Below are 19,105 nucleotides of genomic sequence, written 5' to 3'. Positions count from 1 at the left end.
GTTTCTAATCTTAAAGTCTTTTATTACTTTTGCATCATGGCAAAACAAGAGGATATTTTTAAGAACGTTGTTTCGCACGCGAAAGAGTATGGGTACATATTTCCTTCAAGCGAAATTTACGATGGTTTAAGCGCAGTATATGACTACGCTCAAAACGGTGTGGAGTTAAAGAAAAACATTCGAGAGTACTGGTGGAAATCTATGGTACAAATGCACGAGAATATTGTAGGAATTGATGCCTCAATTTTTATGCATCCTACCACTTGGAAAGCCTCAGGCCACGTCGATGCATTCAACGACCCATTAATTGATAATAAAGACAGTAAAAAGAGATACAGAGCTGACGTTCTTATCGAAGACTACTGTGAAAAATTATACCAAAAGGCTCAAAAGGAAATCGAAAAAGCGAAGAAGCGCTTTGGAGAAGCTTTTGACGAAGAACAATTCGTAGCTACTAACCCTCGTGTAGTAGAATATTTAGCGAAGAAAAAAGAGATTTTAGAGCGTATGGCTCGTGGTCTTGATTCAGGAGATTTAGCAGACGTAAAAGCACTTATTGAAGAACTTGAGATTGCTGATCCTGATACAGGTTCTAAAAACTGGACGGAAGTGCGTCAATTCAACTTGATGTTCGGAACTAAACTTGGAGCTTCTGCAGACTCTGCTATGGACTTATACTTGCGTCCTGAGACTGCTCAAGGAATCTTTGTTAACTTCCTAAACGTACAGAAAACAGGACGTATGAAGATTCCATTCGGTATCGCTCAGACAGGTAAAGCTTTCCGTAACGAAATCGTAGCTCGTCAGTTCATCTTCCGTATGCGTGAGTTCGAACAGATGGAGATGCAATTCTTTGTAAAACCAGGTGAGGAAATGAAGTACTACGAGTACTGGAAAGAAACTCGTCACAAATGGCACTTATCATTGGGTATGGGAGCAGAGAACTACCGCTTCCACGACCATGAGAAATTAGCACATTATGCTAATGCTGCTACTGATATTGAGTTTAACTTCCCATTTGGATTTAAAGAGTTAGAAGGTATTCACTCGCGTACTGACTTTGACCTTAAAGCACATGAGAAGTTCTCTGGAAAGAAACTACAATTCTTCGATAACGAAACAAATACGTCTTATGTACCTTATGTAGTTGAGACATCAGTAGGTTTAGACCGTATGTTCTTATCTGTATTCTCTAAATCATTAGTAGAAGAAACCTTAGAAGATGGTAGTACACGTACTGTATTGAGATTACCTTCAGTTCTTGCTCCTACTAAAGCAGCAATTTTGCCTTTAGTAAAAAAAGATGGTCTTCCTGAGTTAGCTCAAGAAATTATCGAAGAACTGAAATGGGACTTTAATGTAGCTTATGACGAAAAAGACGCAGTAGGTCGTCGTTACCGCCGTGCTGATGCATTAGGTACACCTTTCTGTATTACGGTAGATCACCAGTCATTAGAAGACAAAACGGTTACTATCCGTCATCGTGACACGATGAAACAAGATCGTGTAGCAATCGCTGACCTTAAAAACATCATAGAAAACGAAGTATCTATGAAAAACTGGTTAAAGAAAATGAAGTAATCAGTTGATTATTAAACATACGAAAGCTGTTCCTCACCGGAACAGCTTTTTTTTATTTCTCTTAGGTATACATTTCTATTTTACTGTATTCATGCCTTCACTCTCCTCATTCAATCTCTCACCTGCCTTTCCAAAAATCAAGGTCATTAAATCCCCAGTCCATAGAGTTGGTAGAACACATCACACTACCATTACTTCTCCCAAACCAAAAATTACGATGCCTATGAATAACATCAACGAATGCCAAGACGTATACAGGATCTTACTTCTAAACCTTCAAATCACAATACACATCAAAACTACAACAGGTATCAGCCCTACACAAAACGCATACATTAGTACAAATGGTTGTGTAAACAATGTATATGCAAATTCTTTATCCTTAATCATAATTACCTGAAAGTCCAGGTAAGCAAAAAGGAAAGTCCTCATCAAGTGAGAAAGATAGGTATGCAATACCTTCACCGAGGTAAAACAGCTATACTCAGTCAATCTTCTCAAACTGAATAGAAATACGTTCAAGGTGCATATTTACAATCCTACACTAAGTAGATAGACAAAAATTCTTGCTAACTACTCCTGATTCTATAATTGATCTCTACGCCAAATAGTCAATAAACAGATCTGACCTATGCTTGTTAAACGCAAATTATTAGTAGGCATTTTCTTAAAAAACAAATCTCATACAGTATGAGCAGTTAACTAAGAATACTATTCGTTCTTGTCTAAAAGTACAATTAAACGCACATCAACCTTTTCACATCAAAAGATATTGAAAACCACATTGGCTAAGTTCAATATAGATCCTGAGGTAAACACGCTTCGAAATGATTGTGATATGATATCCTAATGTTCCCATAGTGATAGGCTAAAAATGGTGTTTATTAGCCGACCAAATGCCCATCACAAGCCGACCACAAGCCGACCACCCCCATTCAGGCTGTAAAAAGTACCTTTAAAAGTAGTTTTCGAAATACGCCTTTACGCATCAAAATACCTTTACAACAAACACAATAATAAGACGGAGCCAAAACATTCAATAAGTAAAAAAAAGAGAAGAATACAATATAAATTACTTATATTTAATAAGTTAGAATATGCTAAAAAACACAAAAAGCGTTCTTAATGTAGATTAAGCAAGACAACATAAGTTTGGTACTACCTTTGTAATAGATAACAAAACAATAAAAATTATTACCATGAAAAAAATAGCATTATTATTTGTAGCAACATTATTTTCGGTAGCTTCATTTGCGCAGACTAAATGGAATGTAGATAACTACCACTCATTTTTAAACTTCTCAGTAAAACACTTAGGAATTTCTTTTGTAGATGGTCGTTTTGACAAATATTCAGGAACTTTTGAAGGAACACCTGAAGATTTAACGAAGGGAGCATTCAAGTTCTCAGTAGAGATGAATAGTGTGAACACATCTATCGAGATGCGTGACAACCACTTAAAAACGGATGACTTCTTCAACGCAGAAAAGTTCCCTACAATGACTTTTGAAAGTACATCAATCAAAAAAGCGGGAAAAGATCAATACAAATTGGAAGGAAACCTTACTATCAGAGATGTCACAAAAAAAGTAACCTTCGACCTTACTTATGGTGGTCTATTAAAAGATGATGGACAAGGAAATACGAAATTGGGATTCCAAGCTTCTACTACGATTAATCGCTTTGATTTCGGAGTAGCGTACGATCCATCAGGACAAGCGATTGCTAAAGATGTAAAAATCAATGTAAACTTAGAGTTTACTCAAGTAAAATAATCCTTCTTGATATACCAAACTAAACAAAGAGGCTGTGGAGCAAATTTCTCCATAGCCTCTTTTCATATTTTACAGTACAAGCAAATTATTCCGTATAAAGACAAACTGCCACTAAATATATACGTTTTCAACAATAATAATCTTGCAATTCTGTCGTTTACTCTCTTCTCTTATACAATTGGATACTTGGGTTAGCGAAACAGGTTTAAATCGCTTCATAATCCCTAATGCGTTCAACCATTTGAGCAAGCGAATAGATGCTCTCTCTACCCATCGATCTGAATGTGGACGAATTAACAAACTGGGACGAACAATAACTGTTGAATTAAAACGCAAAGTAAAGATTACCCTTTCCAATTGCCCTTTTACTCGGGTATAGAAATTAGTACTCTTGTCATTTGCCCCAATAGAGGAAACCATCGCGAACGTTTTAACGCCATTTCCCTTGCAATACTGAGCAAACTGCATCACATAGTCATAATCGATATGCTTTTGCCTTTCCTTACTACCTGCTTGCTTGCGTGTTGTTCCTAAACAGCTATAGGCTATATCACCAGTTATCAGGTGAGCCCACTGATCTATTTCTTCAAAATCGACAATATGCGTAACCAATTTGGGATGTTGAATATCCCACTCACTGCGTATAAAAATATCTACCTCCGTGAAATAATCATCACAGAGTAGCTGTCTAACTAATACTTTGCCGACTGCTCCAGTCGCACCAATAACTAAAGCCTTCATGTTATCTATTTATTTCAATTGTTCAAAAGTAATTAAACGAATCTAATATACTATTAAATATATTCAATATAATCACAATATTACACAATACAAACAAATATTTTAACCTTAACAATTGTCATAATTCAAATATAAACACAAAAGAAAGCCAATTTATACAGAAATACAAATTGGCTTTAAATATTATTTAATAGTATAAACTATTTACTTTTATGTGGTGCTAACATGTGTTTTGGATCTAAGATCTCATCTAATTTCTCTTTGCTCAATAGATTGTGCTCTAATACTAACTCATAGACTCCTCTGCCAGATTCCAATGCCTCTTTTGCAATCTTTGTACTCGCTTTATATCCAATATAAGGATTCAAAGCAGTTACAATACCTATACTTCCCATCACCAATTCTTTGTTGTGCTCAACGTTAGCCTTAATTCCAACAACACATTTGTCCAATAGTGTGTCCATAGCATTCTCCAACCACATCATAGACTCCATTATGGTATGAGCTAATACGGGTTCCATTACATTTAACTGCAACTGTGCCGCCTCTGAAGCCATCGTAATAGTCATATCATTACCTATCACTTTAAAGCAAACTTGATTCACTACTTCAGGGATAACAGGGTTCACTTTACCAGGCATGATTGAAGACCCCGGCTGCATTGGAGGCAATTGTATTTCGTTTAATCCTGTACGAGGTCCTGACGATAACAAACGCAAATCATTACAAATCTTAGATAGCTTGATAGCTAACTTCTTCAATGATCCTGAGTAAGCGACAAAACCACTCGTATCAGAAGTAGCCTCAACAAGATTCTCTGCCGATACAACCTCTTGTTTCATCAATTCACCTAAATTCTTAGCGCATAACTCAGCATATCCTGGTACAGCATTCAAACCTGTTCCGATTGCTGTAGCTCCCATATTTATCTCTAAAAAGGACTTACTTGCAAAATTTAGCGCTTGTATTTCTTTCTTCAAGGTAAACGCAAAACCTCCAAACTCCTGACCTAAAGTCATAGGTACAGCGTCTTGAAGTTGTGTACGTCCCATCTTGATTATATTTTCAAATTCTTTTGCCTTACTTTCAAAACCTTTAACTAATTTCTCTAAGCTATGTACGACAGTTTTATTCATCTCAAAAACAGCAACCTTAAGTGCAGTTGGATAAGCATCATTGGTAGACTGAGATAAGTTGACATGGTCGTTAGGAGAGCAAAACTGATATTCTCCTTTTTGATGTCCTAAAATTTCTAAAGCGCGATTGGCAATTACTTCATTGGCATTCATGTTTACTGAAGTTCCTGCTCCTCCCTGAATCATATCAATAGGAAACTCCTCTAAAAACTTTCCACTTAAAATCTCTTGACATGCCTCAGCGATAGCTTTATAAATTTTCTCATCTAATACATCTAACTCAAAATTAGTCTTCGCTGCAGCCCATTTAACTTGTGCTAACCCTTTTACAAACTCAGGGTAGTGAGACAATTTACTATTAGATATTTTAAAATTATTTATTGCACGTTGTGACTGAACACCATAATATGCTTCTTGAGGAACTTGTAATTCTCCTAACAAATCACTCTCTACTCTCGTTAAACCCATAGTTAAATAATTTTTAATTAATCACTAATTTACAAAGTATAAATCAAATAATTTATAATTATTCACTTAGTTTTCATCTTTAAATGTACCTGAGACATAATACCACTGATCACCCAACTTCTCAAACAAAGAATTTTCATAGTGTTCGTGCTCTACCCCTTGCTGATCCATGAAAAAAGCTTTAAATACAACTTGACTTTCCCCACTGGAAACGATTTCTAACTTTAACCAAACGTTATCTTTAGCCCATTGTAGAATAGCCTTTTTACTGTGCTGATACCTAACCTTAGGATGAGTAGTATCAATAATGTACTTGGCATTAGCCAGCACGTATGCACTGTATCTTGAGCGCATTAACTCAATTGCTGTAGTCGGCTTCTCTTTGGCAGATAAAAATCGCCCACAACAATTCTCATAGGTCATCTCACTGCCGCAATAGCACAATTTACTCTCTGCCATATTCTTTACTTCTTAATGCTGTTAACAATCTTTAGATACTTAGCATATAAGACAACTTCATCATCTGTTTGTGCTTCATCTATCCCTTGTTTTATACTGAAAACTAATTCTTCTATCTTCTCGGATAAATCAAGCTTATCGTTCTCTTTCGCCACTTTCATCAATACGATTATTTCACGTTGTATTCTCTCTTGCTTTGTCATTGAATATTCTTTAAAGGACAAAGATATTCGCTAAAAACTCATTTGAGAAATTCTATTTTATTATTTTCATAGACTATTAATATTCAGACAGATGAACCTACTTGAGAACTTAATCAATTTACTATTTCCTAAGTGTTGTATGGCCTGCAATACTCTTTTGCTAAAAAATGAGATAATCTTGTGTACAATCTGTAGATGTGCCTTACCCATAACCAACCAGCACAAAATAGCAAACAATCAGTCTATGGGAAAATTCTATGGTCGGGTAAAAATAGAAATGGCTTGTAGCTTTCTATACTATAAAAAAGGAACAGCTACTCAAAATATACTTCACAATCTGAAGTATAACAACCACCCTGAAATTAGTTACTTCCTTGGTAATCTATATGCACAACAATTGAAGGAAACCACAATATTAGATACAGTCGATGAAATAATCGCTGTACCTCTCCACAAATCTAAACAAAGAAAGAGAGGGTACAACCAAGTAGAGGGATTTGCCAAAGCACTGGCCGATAATTTTCACATCCCTATCAATGAGAAATTATTAATCAAAAGTAAGAGAGGTAAATCTCAAGCCAAAAAAGGGCTATTTGATTGGTTAAAAACAAAAGAGGCAGAATTTGTGCTCTGTCCCAAAGCAGACAAACAAGCAAAACACTTTTTGCTATTAGATGATATCCTAACAACAGGCAGTACATTAGAAAAATGCGCTAAACAACTGCTCAATATACCGCATTCAAAAGTAACAATACTCTGTTTAGCAATGTCTACAAAAAGTTTTTAATTACAGATACTTTCGAAGTAAAAAATATAATCGTTAATTTGCTTTTTAAAATAGAGTTATGTCGAAGTTTCGAATATATTTTATCACATGTTTACTTGTACTATGCGTAGTTAGTTTGACTAACTGTGCGAAGCGCGGTTATATAACTGGTGGTCCTCAAGATACCATCCCTCCAGTAGTACTAAAAAGTACTCCTAAGAACTTTACTGCAAACTTCAAAGGAGATCTAATAACTATTGATTTTGATGAGTTTATCAAAGTAAATAAGTTAAATCAAAACTTGATTATTTCGCCACCTATGGAAAATGATCCAGAGGTAACACCTATGGGAAATGCCAAACGAGTGATCACGATTAAATTGCGAGACACTCTAAAGGAAAATACGACATACAGTTTTAACTTTGGCGATGCTATTGTAGATAATAACGAAGGCAATATCTTAAAACAATTTAAGTATATATTCTCTACAGGAGATTTTATCGATTCTTTAAAACTAAGTGGAAAAATATCAAGTGCTAATCAATTAAAAGCAGACAATTTTGTCAATGTTATGCTTTATGATGCGCGAACTTTTACAGACTCTACTGTTTACAAGCAAAAACCACTTTATGTCACTAATACTTTAGATAGTTTAACTGATTTTACAATTGAGAATATCAAAGAAGGTACCTACTATCTTATAGCGTTAAAAGACAAGAACAACAATTATAAATTTGACCCAAAACAAGATAAAATCGCTTTTGTCAAAGATTCGATTACTATACCAACCGATCAGACTTATAATCTTGTCTTATTTAAATCACAGGAAAATTTAGAGGTTAATAGACCTTCTCAAATATCGCAAAACAAGTGGTATCTACCCTATTTTGGAGATATAAAAGATGCGGAACTAACCGTATCAAAAAACGATAGTATCATCAAGAGTACCTATACTCAATTACCGCAAAAAGATTCTCTACAAGTATGGTTCCCTCAAGTCATTGCGGATTCTCTACACGTAAAAGTTGTAAAAGGAGATTATGACAAAACCTTTACAGTCAAACCAAGAGCAAAGGTAAAAGAAATAGACTCTTTAGCTATCACTGGGACAAATAGTGTCTTGCATTACATCAATGACTTCAAATTAAATACCTCTACACCTGTGGAGTCAATTAACAAGGAGTTGATCACCGTTTTAAACAAAGATTCTGTAGCAATTCCCTTCTCTATTGAGAATAAGAAAATGCAACATGATATCTTACTTAAGTTTGAGAAAGAGGAAAATGGCAATTACTATATTAATTTAATGCCAAAAGCCCTTACTGACTTTTTTGGGACATCTAATGATACATTAAATTACACCGTAAAAACAAATCCTCATACAGATTACGGTAATCTATTCTTAAACTTTACAGGGATAAAGAGATTCCCAATCATAATAGAGTTATTGGATGAGAGAGAGCAACTTGTAGCAAGTCAATATAGCGAAGAAAAGACCGATATTGAGTTCCTTTTACTACAACCGAAAAAATACTATATCCGAGTAATATACGATGATAATAAAAATGGCAAGTGGGATTCAGGATACTATTGGGACAAAAGACAACCCGAAGAAACAATCTACTTCCCTGAGGCTATTGATGTAAGAGCCAATTGGGATATACAACAAGATATCAATTTTCAATAAAAAAATAGCCTCAATTAGATTGAGGCTATTTTTTTTCTATAAATTACATTATGAATGTTCTAAAATCACTTTAGGTCTATTGTAAATTGATCAGCATCTCTAAGAAACCCAAACCGATCTCTTGCTTTGTTCTGTAAACCTAAGTCTAAACTAACAGTTGCTACTTGTTGACCAACAAGAGGCTCGATTAAATACTTACCCATATAATCAATCACCTGTGAATGCCCTGAATAAACGTTGTTATTCTCATCACTGCCACAACGGTTAACACCTATTACATAACTCATATTCTCAATTGCTCTTGCCTTGATAATAGTATCCCATGCATAAATGCGTTGATCAGGCCAACTTGCCACATAAATCAACAAATCGTATTCTGCTTTACTATTTCGAGCGAATACAGGGAATCTCAAATCATAACATACTAAAGGACAAATTCTCCAACCTTTGTAGTTAACAATAATGCGATTCTGTCCTGCTGTGTAAACCTTCTCCTCACCTGCCAGTGAAAACAAGTGTCGTTTGTCGTAATAATGTAACTCTTTACTTGGTTCAATGAAAAGCAATCGATTGAAGAATTGCTGATTCTCCTTTATGACTACACTTCCAATGATTGCCATATTCTTTTGATTGGCAATCTCTGTTAGATGAGCTAAGAACTCATCCTCCATTGTCATATACACGCGTTCTGGCTGCATAGTAAAACCTGATGTAAACATCTCAGGTAAAACAACTAAGTCAACGTCTTGCTGAATCTCATTTAACTGCTTAATAAATTGTTTTTTATTCTCCTCTACATTTTCCCAAGCCAATGGAGATTGTAACACTGCTACTTTCATAAAATACCTATTAGAACTCCAAAAATAAGCATAATAAATCTTACTTCGCTTTCATGCTGTTTCCACAACAAGGGCAAGTTACTTCAGGATCACAGCCATGCGTATTAAACTCATCCTTTCTCTTCTTCTCTTTACGCTCGGCAAGTTCCTCTGCAAAACCAGAAGATATAATACCTGTCGGCAGGGCGAAAAAACCAATACCGATCACAGCTAACACACCACCAATCAACTTTCCAAAGATTGTAATGGGATATATATCGCCATATCCCACCGTACAAATAGTAATAACAGACCACCACATAGAATCAGGAATACTCGAAAATGCGTTTGGCTGGAAAGGGTTCTCAGCATAATAAATAGCTGTAGAAGCTATCAACAACAAAAAGACAAGCATGAAAGCAGCTATCGCTAACTCACTTGCTTTGCGTTTAAAGACATTTACCACGATAGATAAGGCAGAAACATACTTTGTAATTTTAAACACCCTTAGGAGTCTAAAAACCCGCATCAAACGAATTACACGTAGGTCAAAATGCACGAAGGATAAATAAAAAGGAAGTATAGCCAACAAATCTATTAATTGCATCGAAGTGAACGCATACTTAACCCTACCCAACAAAGGCTTATTAAAACGAGGATCGCAAGTTATCGACCACATTCTCAAGAAATATTCAACAGAAAAAAATATAACAGAGAATAAATTGAAGTAATAAAAAAAACTGGCATAATCCTCTTTCACTTCAGGTATAGATTCAAATATTAAAGAAAGAGCATTGATCAAGATTAAAATAATGATAGCACCTTGAACAACCTTACTACCTATTGTCGTAGAATCATTGTTTAATACATCATATACCTTATACTTAAAAGCCATGTACTTTGTAGCTTTCATAAATTAAATTGTAAAAAATAAAATGCAAAAATAAATCATCTCATTTTTTACAATTAAAATAAAAACATAAAAAAAGCAGATATATTTCTATATCTGCTTTCAATTTATGTTTGGAAAAACAATGTTATTTCAAACTTGCTTTTAAGTACTCTCTGTTCATACGAGCGATGTTCTCTAAAGAGATTCCCTTAGGACATTCTACTTCACAAGCACCTGTATTCGTACAGTTACCAAATCCAAGAGCATCCATTTCATTCACCATGTTTAACACGCGTTCAGCAGCCTCTACTTTACCTTGTGGTAACAAAGCAAACTGAGAAACTTTTGCAGATACGAATAACATAGCTGATGAGTTTTTACAAGTAGCTACACATGCCCCACACCCAATACAAGTAGCAGCATCAAATGCACGGTCTGCATCGTGTTTAGGAATAGGTATAGCATTTGCATCTTGTGTATTACCTGATGTATTTACAGATACGAAACCACCTGCGTGTTGAATTTTATCAAAAGCAGTACGGTCAACTACTAAGTCTTTAATCACAGGGAAAGCTTTAGCTCTAAATGGCTCGATATAAATAGTATCACCATCTTTGAACATTCTCATGTGTAACTGACAAGTAGTGATTCCTCTATCTGGTCCATGTGCTTCACCATTAATAAATAAAGAACACATACCACAAATACCTTCACGACAGTCATGGTCGAAAGCTACAGGATCATCACCTTTCTCGATTAACTCGTTGTTTAATACATCAAGCATTTCTAAGAAAGACATATCAGGAGAAACATTGCTGATTTTGTAATCAACCATTTGTCCTTTTTCTTTAGCGTTTTTTTGACGCCATATTTTTAGTGTAAGATTCATTTGCATCGAATTTTTACAATAAGATAAGATCCGAAGATCTTAATCTCAATATTATTTATAACTACGAGTTACCAATTTAATGTTTTCATAAACTAAGTCTTCTTTATGAAGAACAGCTTCTCTTGGGTTACCTTTGTATTCCCAAGCAGCAACATACGCAAAGTTTTCATCATCACGTTTTGCTTCTCCATCCTCAGTTTGGTGTTCTTCACGGAAGTGACCTCCACAAGACTCTTCACGGTGTAAAGCATCTTTAGCGAATAATTCACCTAATTCTAAGAAGTCAGCTACTCTTAAAGCTTTCTCTAACTCTTGGTTAAAACTTTCTGCAGTACCTGAAACTTTCACATTTTTGTAGAAATCTTCTCTCAATTCAGCGATCTCGTCCATTGCTTCAGTTAAACCTTTAGCATTACGAGCCATACCAACTTTATCCCACATAATCTTACCTAATTTCTTGTGGAAGTGGTCTACTGAATGCGTTCCTTTATTGTTCATTAAATGATCAATAATGTCGCGTACATTCTTTTCAGCAGCAGCAAATTCTGGTAAATCTGTTGGAATAGCTCCTGTACGGATGTCATTAGCTAAATAATCTCCGATAGTATAAGGAAGTACAAAGTAACCGTCAGCCAAACCTTGCATTAATGCAGAAGCTCCTAAACGGTTTGCTCCGTGGTCAGAGAAGTTTGCCTCACCTAAGATATAACATCCTTCAATAGTAGACATTAAGTTGTAATCCACCCATAATCCACCCATTGTATAGTGAACAGCAGGATAAATCATCATTGGAGTAGTATATGGATCCTCATCTACGATCTTCTCATACATTTGGAATAAGTTACCATATTTATTCTCTACAACGTCTTTACCTAATTTGTAAACTAACTTAGCATCATTTTCATCTAAGTGTTGGATACGAGCTTGCTCTTTACCATAACGCTCAATAGCAGAAGCGAAATCTAAATAAACAGCTTCACCAGTTGAGTTTACACCATACCCAGCATCACATCTTTCCTTAGCAGCACGAGACGCAACGTCACGAGGTACTAAGTTACCGAATGATGGATATCTTCTTTCTAAGTAGTAATCTCTATCTTCTTCAGCAATCTGAGTTGGTTTTAATTTACCTTCTCTAATCGCAATCGCATCTTCCATTTTCTTAGGAACCCAAATACGTCCATCATTACGCAATGACTCAGACATCAAAGTTAGTTTTGATTGGTGGTCACCAGTAACAGGAATACAAGTTGGGTGAATTTGCGTATAACATGGGTTAGCAAAATATGCTCCACGTTTGTGTGCTTTCCAAGCAGCAGTAACGTTAGAACCCATTGCGTTTGTAGACAAGAAGAAAACGTTTCCATATCCACCTGTACAAATTACTACAGCGTGTGCAGAATGACGTTCAATCTCTCCGTTGATTAAATTACGAGCAATAATTCCTCTTGCTTTACCATCAACAAGTACAATATCTAACATTTCATGACGATTGTACATTTTGATTTTTCCACGTCCAATTTGACGGTTCATTGCAGAGTATGCTCCTAACAACAACTGTTGTCCTGTTTGTCCTTTAGCGTAGAAAGTACGTGATACTTGTACCCCACCAAAAGAACGATTATCTAAAAGACCTCCGTACTCACGTGCAAAAGGTACACCTTGAGCAACACATTGGTCAATAATATTTTCTGAAACTTCAGCTAAACGGTAAACGTTTGCTTCACGAGCACGGTAATCTCCACCTTTTACAGTATCATAGAATAATCTGTAAACTGAGTCACCATCTCCTTGGTAGTTTTTTGATGCGTTAATCCCCCCTTGAGCAGCAATAGAGTGCGCACGACGAGGTGAATCTTGGTAACAAAAAGCTTTTACATTATAACCTAATTCAGCTAATGTAGCAGCAGCTGAACCACCAGCTAATCCAGTTCCAACAACGATAACATCAATATTACGTTTGTTTGCTGGGTTAACTAATTTAATATGATTTTTATAATCAGACCATTTTTTATCAAGTGGTCCATTAGGTATTTTAGAATCTAATTTCATAATCAATTTCTTTAGGACTATTTAATAAAATATATATACAAAGGAATGATAGCAAATAATGCAGGTACTAAATAAGCAAATAAATACCCGATTCCCTTAACTACTCCGTTGTATCTTGGATTGTTGATTCCTAAAGACTGGAATGCACTTGCAAAACCATGTGATAAGTGGAATCCAAGAACAATCATTGCTAATACATATCCTATCGTATAGAATATTCCATAACTTGGATCTTTAAAGAACTCAATAGTTATCTTATGTAAATCTTTGTATCCATCAGCTACTTTCAAATCAGTACCAAATTGATAGAACTTCGTTCCCTTCAATTCAACTTGCCCTCTATCTACAGCTTCTACAGGAATATATTGTTCTTGCACTGTTTTATAAACAATTAAAGGCTTTTGTCCTTCCATTTTCACTTCTATAGTTTGCAAAGGCATTTGAGTGAAATGCATTTTAGCCCAGAAGTTAACCATGTGAGTAACAATAAACACTAACAATAAAGTTCCTAATACAGCCATGTTTCTTGAAGAAAATGAGCTATTAGCAGCAGCGTTGTTTTTTGCATATCCAATTGGACGTGCTTTTTTGTTTTGAATAGTTAAAACAATACCATCAATCGCGTGGAATAGGATTGATATATAAGTAACGTAAGATAATACTTTTACTGCTGGATTAGTTGTCATGAATAATGCATACTCGTTAAATGCAGAAGCATCACCAAATATCAATTGAAGGTTTCCCGCCAAGTGACCAACCAAAAACAAGCATAAAAATAACCCTGTAAGAGCCATCCAATATTTCTTAGCTAAGGACGACTTTAAAAGTGCAGATTTTGCCATAATGTAATTTTAATTGTTTTTCTTGAAAAAATCTCTCAAAAATACAGCTTATTAACGTTATGCACAATGAGCAACACTCTATTTATACTGAGTTTAAACAAACAAAAAATCACTCTAATTTGGCAAATTCAAACCAAACTAAAATGATTTTAAGATATTAAATTATTTTATTAGCAGAATAGTTAAAATGACTTTAAAATATTCGTATCGATAACAATGATAAAGTTAGCCCTGTCTAAATTATCATTTTCAAAATCCCCCACATTATCACTTTCTACCATCGTGATTGTATTTATTCTCTTACCTGGTGAATATTTATTGATATACCAATAAATACCGTCAAAATAGTCGCTGTGGAAAGAACCATTATAATGCACAAACAACTTAGAGTCCAACAAATTCTGACTGATAAAGTACCCCATGGTAGCATCTTTAATCGCTTGTGCTTTTGGGAAGTTATCGTTTGCATGGTCTTTATCGTCAAACATACTCATCATCTTTTTATACCCAGGTAACTCACTATCGTAAGGAAATGGCAAAGGGGCTATCCAAGATTTATCCACCAAACTTAATGTATCTAATGCCTCAACTCCTTGCTTAAATACAATACTCGCATACCTACGAGGTACATTAGTGGCGACAAAGTTTAATTGATTCGCTTTTGCATACTCAATCAAAGGCTTGTAATCAGTCACATAATTATTCCACAATCGCACATCTTCTTTAAACTTACTCTCATCAATCTTTCCTGAAACATAATTACTCACACCAACTTGATTATCTGCCTCAAACATTTCTGCACCTAAGACTAGTTGACGCTTGCTACCTAAATCCTCTGTTACTTTCAGTTGAAGCCAATGCCCTAAAGAGTTGTTGTGAAACTCACCAAACAAAACAACATCTTGTTTTGCCAGTGTTCTAATCATCTTCTTATAAGTTACTTTTTTTCCTTTTGCGTTATAGATCTGATATGGCTGTCCTGATTGCGCAAAACTAATATTGCAAATCAAAACAATTAACCCCAATAATCTCTTCATTGTAATTCTATTAAATTGTGAATAACAAATATATATGCTTTAGAGTAATTTAGACTCAATATAGATAATTAAATTAAAACAATTAACAACCTATAAAAGGCCATACTATTTCAATATACAGATAGACTTCCTACTTTTGCAACGCTAAAAGAACAAGAATGATCCACAAATCACTAACATATAAAAACATTGCACTTTCCTATTGCGAACAAGGACAAGGCGAACCGATAATCTTCTTACATGGATTTCTTGCCACAGCGAATATGTGGGAATACTTTACAAAACACTTTTCAAGAACACACCAGGTATTTTCTGTAGATTTACTGGGACATGGTCAATCTGAATGCCTTGGATACATCCATTCCATGGAAGATATGGCAGACGCGGTGTACGCAATTGTTCAAGAAAATCAATTAGAAAACTTAACAATAGTAGGGCATAGCATGGGCGGATACGTGGCTCTCGCCTTTGGTGAGCTTTATCCTGATATTGTAAACAAAATAATCTTAGTCGCTTCTACTTCAGCTGCTGATAGTGCAGAAAGAAAAGCTAACAGAGATCGCTCCATAAGCATTATCAAAAAAAACAGTGCAACTTTTATTAAAATGGCTTTAAGCAATCTTTTCACAGACGAAAACAGAATAAACCACCACACTGAAATTGACAATGCTATAATACAAGCACTACAACTACCGGTCCAAGGAGTCATTGCAGCCTTAGAAGGTATGAAAGAGAGAACTGACAGAGAAGTTCTCTTGCATTTTGCTCCTTATACCATCAATATGATCTTTGGAGAATATGATACCGTCATGCCCCTTGAAAATACATTACAACAACTACAAGGAACCACCATAGAGCACAGCATAATTAAAGGCGGTCACATGTTACACATAGACAGTAAAGAACTATTACTACAGAGTTTAGATACTTTCATAAACAAAAAAGCAGAGTAAATACTCTGCTTTTTCTATTTCAACTCTTCAATAAAGTTCTTGTCTACACTTAATATCTCAAGCAACAAACCAACTAATTCTTCTTTAAAATAATCCAACGTTTCTTGCGTAATTCGACAATCCACCTCTCTCCCCTCTTTAAATCCGAAAAACAAGAAACCTTCTCTTCTGTTCTTGAAAGAGTATATACCCGCCTCAAACGGCTCAGTAATTCCATTCTTACCATACATTAAAGCATAACTCAACAATTGGATAATCTTATCGTTCTTTAGCTCTAATGCGAAACCATCCCATTGACTTAATCTTACATTAGTCGACTCAACCTTCCCACTCTTATAGTCAATGACGCGAACAACCCCATTGCGCTGTTCAATGCGATCCACATAGCCAAAAAGATTAACCGGGTAAGGCAATCGGTCATCTTCTATAGTTGCCTCAAGCTTGGTCTCCAACTCAAGTAGCCTAATCTCATCACCTTTTTTCAAACTCTCAATCTCCTGATTCAAGAAGTGATACACATTGCGTTTTGCTACCTCGAATGCAAGTAGGTTCTTTCCTTTCTTTTCTTTTTCTTCATTATACTCTTTTTCAAATTGGTCCTGTACCTCCTGATCAGCAATACTCAGCAACTTTTTAATGATATCAACAGACAACAACTCCCCTCTGTAAGGCTTGTATAAGTTCTCCAATGAATTGTGAATAATAGTTCCCAAAGTATTTAACGCAACGCTTTCCTCTACTTCTTCTACTTCGCGAATACCCAAAACCCTTTGCATATAGAACTGGATTGGGTTGCGCAAATAATTAGCTAAAGCAGAAGGTGAAAACCCCTTACCTACAGCAATTTCCCTTAGTCTTTCTTGAAGCAAGACAGACTTTGGAATCTCAATAGGCTCATAAGCTTTATCTGGTAAATCTGCAGAATAAGTAATATACTCTACATGGTGATTTGCACAATGCTCAATTTCCAACTGAGTTAAGAATCTACTCTTTTCTCCTGCATCCATTCCTTCTGATTGAGAATTATAAAGCAGGTAAACATTTTTAGCTCTAAGCAGCAAATGGTAAAAGTGATAACTATAAATAGCATCTTTCTCTTTATATGTTGGTAATCCAAGTTCATACTTAACATCATAAGGAATAAAGGAGTTCTGAGATTTTCCGGCAGGAAACTTACCTTCATTCACTGAAGTCACAATCACCGTATCAAAATCCAAAACACGGCTTTCCAAAACTCCCATTATTTGCAATCCTTCAAGTGGCTCTCCCTCAAAAGAAACTTCAGCCATATCCATTATTTGCTTATACAAGGCGTAAAGTGTGTCAAAACTCTGAATAAAACTATACTTCTCACAATATGAAACTAAACGCATTAACATCTGATAAGCAGCATACAAGAATGTCTTGCTTAAACGCTCGCTTTTCTCCTCGTCATTTAGGTTAGCTTTAATCTCCAAAACCACCTCGATTAGTCGCTGAAGAACCTCTACAGCAGTAAGACCTCTCCAAGGTGAAAAAAGGAGTTTTCTCAACGGAAAATCTATCTCATCAATCCAACTTTGAAAGCGATCCATATTAAAGAAAGTAAGGTTTCTACTGCTAATCTCCTTTGCGATAGAGTCTCCCATAATTATTTGCGTAACTACAGGATTACTAAGCACATCTAACATTTCTTTATAATACAAGGTATATCGCTTCTCACTGCGTTTAATTGCTGCTAGATGCATTTTAAAAATCTTATTTAACAGTATTTGAACGGGATTGCTATTACCGCTATACCCCATCGTGATATTCAAACTTGATACAGCATCGGGTAAACTGTGCAACACAGGCAAGAGTAGGTTCTCTTCTCCCAATACAACCGCAACTCTATCTAATCGCGTTCCACTATTCTGCTCCAATAAAGAATCGATAATCTGTCCAGTAATCTTTGCCTGACCCACACTCTTAGGAGTCTGTATCACGGTAATATTCTTCTCTTTACCAAACTCATCTACAATCCACTCAAAGGGATGCATTTGATAATATTTCCACTTCGACTTGATCTTTCTCAAAAACAGACCAGCATCGTGATAAGGATCGTGTAAGAACTGCTGATCTAAATCCCAGAAGACTTTTGCTTTTCCCTCACCTAAAAAATACTGAAAGATTATCTCCTCTGCTGCGTTCAACGCATTAAATCCAGCAAAAAAGAAAGTCTTATTTAAATCCTTCAAAAAGAGCTCCTTATGTGCAACTGCTTCCCGATATACCAATCCTTGATAACCAATCTTCTTACTCAACAAACGCTGATAAAGTTCCTTATAATACAAAGGCATCACACGCCAAAACTCCAAGTACTTTTCAATCAACGGAGTGCGTTTCTCTGGATCCAAAGACCAGTGCTTGATATCCTCAATATCCTTCAAGTATGAAAAAACGTGATCGGGATTCAATAGATAACGATCAATCTCATTGAAATCCTGCAACAACATATTCGCCCAGTTTGCAAAGTAATCATACTCTTGAGCGTCGTTAGGATGTAACTCCTTATAAACAGCAAAAAATTCAAAGACCAATTCAATTGAATCAATGGCACGTATGCCAGAAATATCTTGAATTAACTCCTCTACACTAATTATTTCAGGAGCAAAAACAGTTTGAGAATAAAAGCCCTTTAAGGACTCTAACAAAAAAATCTTAGCACGGCGATTGGGCAACACAACCACTAAATCATTCATATTATCAGGAAAATCCTGTTTAATCTGTGCACTTAGTTTATGTAAGAAAGTATTCGAATTCATAAAAATAAAGGTATAAAAAAAAC

16 protein-coding genes are annotated in these 19,105 nt (G+C 35.5%); 5 read left to right on the top strand and 11 right to left on the bottom strand.

What is annotated here, in order from left to right; translation table 11 throughout:
* The first annotated feature begins 36 nt into the window (after positions 1 to 36).
* A complete protein-coding gene (locus NWE55_RS08170) occupies positions 37 to 1,581 on the top strand; it encodes a glycine--tRNA ligase (protein ID WP_155091567.1) in 1,545 nt (514 codons plus the stop codon).
* A gap of 1,199 nt (positions 1,582 to 2,780) precedes the next feature.
* Positions 2,781 to 3,356: a YceI family protein gene (locus NWE55_RS08165; RefSeq protein ID WP_155091568.1), complete on the top strand. Its 576-nt coding sequence runs from the start codon at positions 2,781 to 2,783 to the stop codon at positions 3,354 to 3,356.
* A 111-nt stretch (positions 3,357 to 3,467) separates the two neighbouring features.
* Here the strand turns inward: NWE55_RS08165 and NWE55_RS08160 are convergent, their stop codons facing one another.
* The 4 genes from NWE55_RS08160 to NWE55_RS08145 all read right to left on the bottom strand — a co-directional run bounded on the left by NWE55_RS08160 (position 3,468) and on the right by NWE55_RS08145 (position 6,363).
* Positions 3,468 to 4,097, bottom strand: coding sequence for an NAD(P)H-binding protein (locus NWE55_RS08160; protein WP_155091569.1), 630 nt, complete (start codon positions 4,095 to 4,097; stop codon positions 3,468 to 3,470).
* A 200-nt stretch (positions 4,098 to 4,297) separates the two neighbouring features.
* Positions 4,298 to 5,701, bottom strand: coding sequence for an aspartate ammonia-lyase (aspA, locus tag NWE55_RS08155; protein ID WP_155091570.1), 1,404 nt, complete (start codon positions 5,699 to 5,701; stop codon positions 4,298 to 4,300).
* A 66-nt stretch (positions 5,702 to 5,767) separates the two neighbouring features.
* Positions 5,768 to 6,160, bottom strand: a complete 393-nt coding sequence (locus NWE55_RS08150) for a YchJ family protein (RefSeq protein WP_258204689.1) — start codon at positions 6,158 to 6,160, stop codon at positions 5,768 to 5,770.
* Positions 6,161 to 6,165: 5 nt separating this feature from the next.
* Positions 6,166 to 6,363 carry a hypothetical protein gene (locus tag NWE55_RS08145; protein WP_155091572.1) on the bottom strand — a complete coding sequence of 66 codons (198 nt, stop codon included), beginning with the start codon at positions 6,361 to 6,363 and terminating at the stop codon, positions 6,166 to 6,168.
* A gap of 244 nt (positions 6,364 to 6,607) precedes the next feature.
* On the opposite strand from NWE55_RS08145, the gene NWE55_RS08140 reads away from it, so the two are divergent.
* Positions 6,608 to 7,150, top strand: a complete 543-nt coding sequence (locus NWE55_RS08140) for a ComF family protein (RefSeq protein WP_258204688.1) — start codon at positions 6,608 to 6,610, stop codon at positions 7,148 to 7,150.
* Between the two features lie 58 nt (positions 7,151 to 7,208).
* Complete coding sequence (locus tag NWE55_RS08135) at positions 7,209 to 8,816, top strand: Ig-like domain-containing domain (protein ID WP_258204687.1); 1,608 nt, start codon at positions 7,209 to 7,211, stop codon at positions 8,814 to 8,816.
* 65 nt (positions 8,817 to 8,881) lie between these two features.
* Here NWE55_RS08135 and NWE55_RS08130 read toward each other — a convergent pair whose 3' ends face one another.
* The 6 genes from NWE55_RS08130 to NWE55_RS08105 form a co-directional block, all read right to left on the bottom strand.
* A complete protein-coding gene (locus NWE55_RS08130) occupies positions 8,882 to 9,655 on the bottom strand; it encodes an amidohydrolase (protein WP_155091575.1) in 774 nt (257 codons plus the stop codon).
* 40 nt (positions 9,656 to 9,695) lie between these two features.
* Positions 9,696 to 10,547: an ion transporter gene (locus tag NWE55_RS08125; RefSeq protein WP_155091576.1), complete on the bottom strand. Its 852-nt coding sequence runs from the start codon at positions 10,545 to 10,547 to the stop codon at positions 9,696 to 9,698.
* 124 nt (positions 10,548 to 10,671) lie between these two features.
* Positions 10,672 to 11,415, bottom strand: a complete 744-nt coding sequence (locus NWE55_RS08120; RefSeq protein WP_155091577.1) for a succinate dehydrogenase/fumarate reductase iron-sulfur subunit — start codon at positions 11,413 to 11,415, stop codon at positions 10,672 to 10,674.
* 51 nt (positions 11,416 to 11,466) lie between these two features.
* Entirely contained in the window at positions 11,467 to 13,467 is a 2,001-nt protein-coding gene (locus NWE55_RS08115; RefSeq protein ID WP_155091578.1) for a fumarate reductase/succinate dehydrogenase flavoprotein subunit, read from the bottom strand.
* Between the two features lie 17 nt (positions 13,468 to 13,484).
* The gene (locus tag NWE55_RS08110) at positions 13,485 to 14,309 is read right to left on the bottom strand and encodes a succinate dehydrogenase cytochrome b subunit (RefSeq protein ID WP_155091579.1); all 825 of its coding nucleotides are present in this window, start codon (positions 14,307 to 14,309) and stop codon (positions 13,485 to 13,487) included.
* Positions 14,310 to 14,491: 182 nt separating this feature from the next.
* Positions 14,492 to 15,346 carry a ChaN family lipoprotein gene (locus NWE55_RS08105; RefSeq protein ID WP_155091580.1) on the bottom strand — a complete coding sequence of 285 codons (855 nt, stop codon included), beginning with the start codon at positions 15,344 to 15,346 and terminating at the stop codon, positions 14,492 to 14,494.
* 158 nt (positions 15,347 to 15,504) lie between these two features.
* On the opposite strand from NWE55_RS08105, the gene NWE55_RS08100 reads away from it, so the two are divergent.
* A complete protein-coding gene (locus tag NWE55_RS08100) occupies positions 15,505 to 16,299 on the top strand; it encodes an alpha/beta fold hydrolase (protein WP_155091581.1) in 795 nt (264 codons plus the stop codon).
* 14 nt (positions 16,300 to 16,313) lie between these two features.
* On the opposite strand, the gene NWE55_RS08095 is transcribed toward NWE55_RS08100, so the two are convergent.
* Complete coding sequence (locus NWE55_RS08095) at positions 16,314 to 19,082, bottom strand: PD-(D/E)XK nuclease family protein (protein ID WP_155091582.1); 2,769 nt, start codon at positions 19,080 to 19,082, stop codon at positions 16,314 to 16,316.
* Positions 19,083 to 19,105: the final 23 nt, after the last annotated feature.

The organism is Myroides albus, assembly GCF_024722315.1.
Classification (GTDB): Bacteria; Bacteroidota; Bacteroidia; order Flavobacteriales; family Flavobacteriaceae; genus Flavobacterium; species Flavobacterium album_A.
This window is presented reverse-complemented; position numbering and strand designations above follow the sequence as displayed.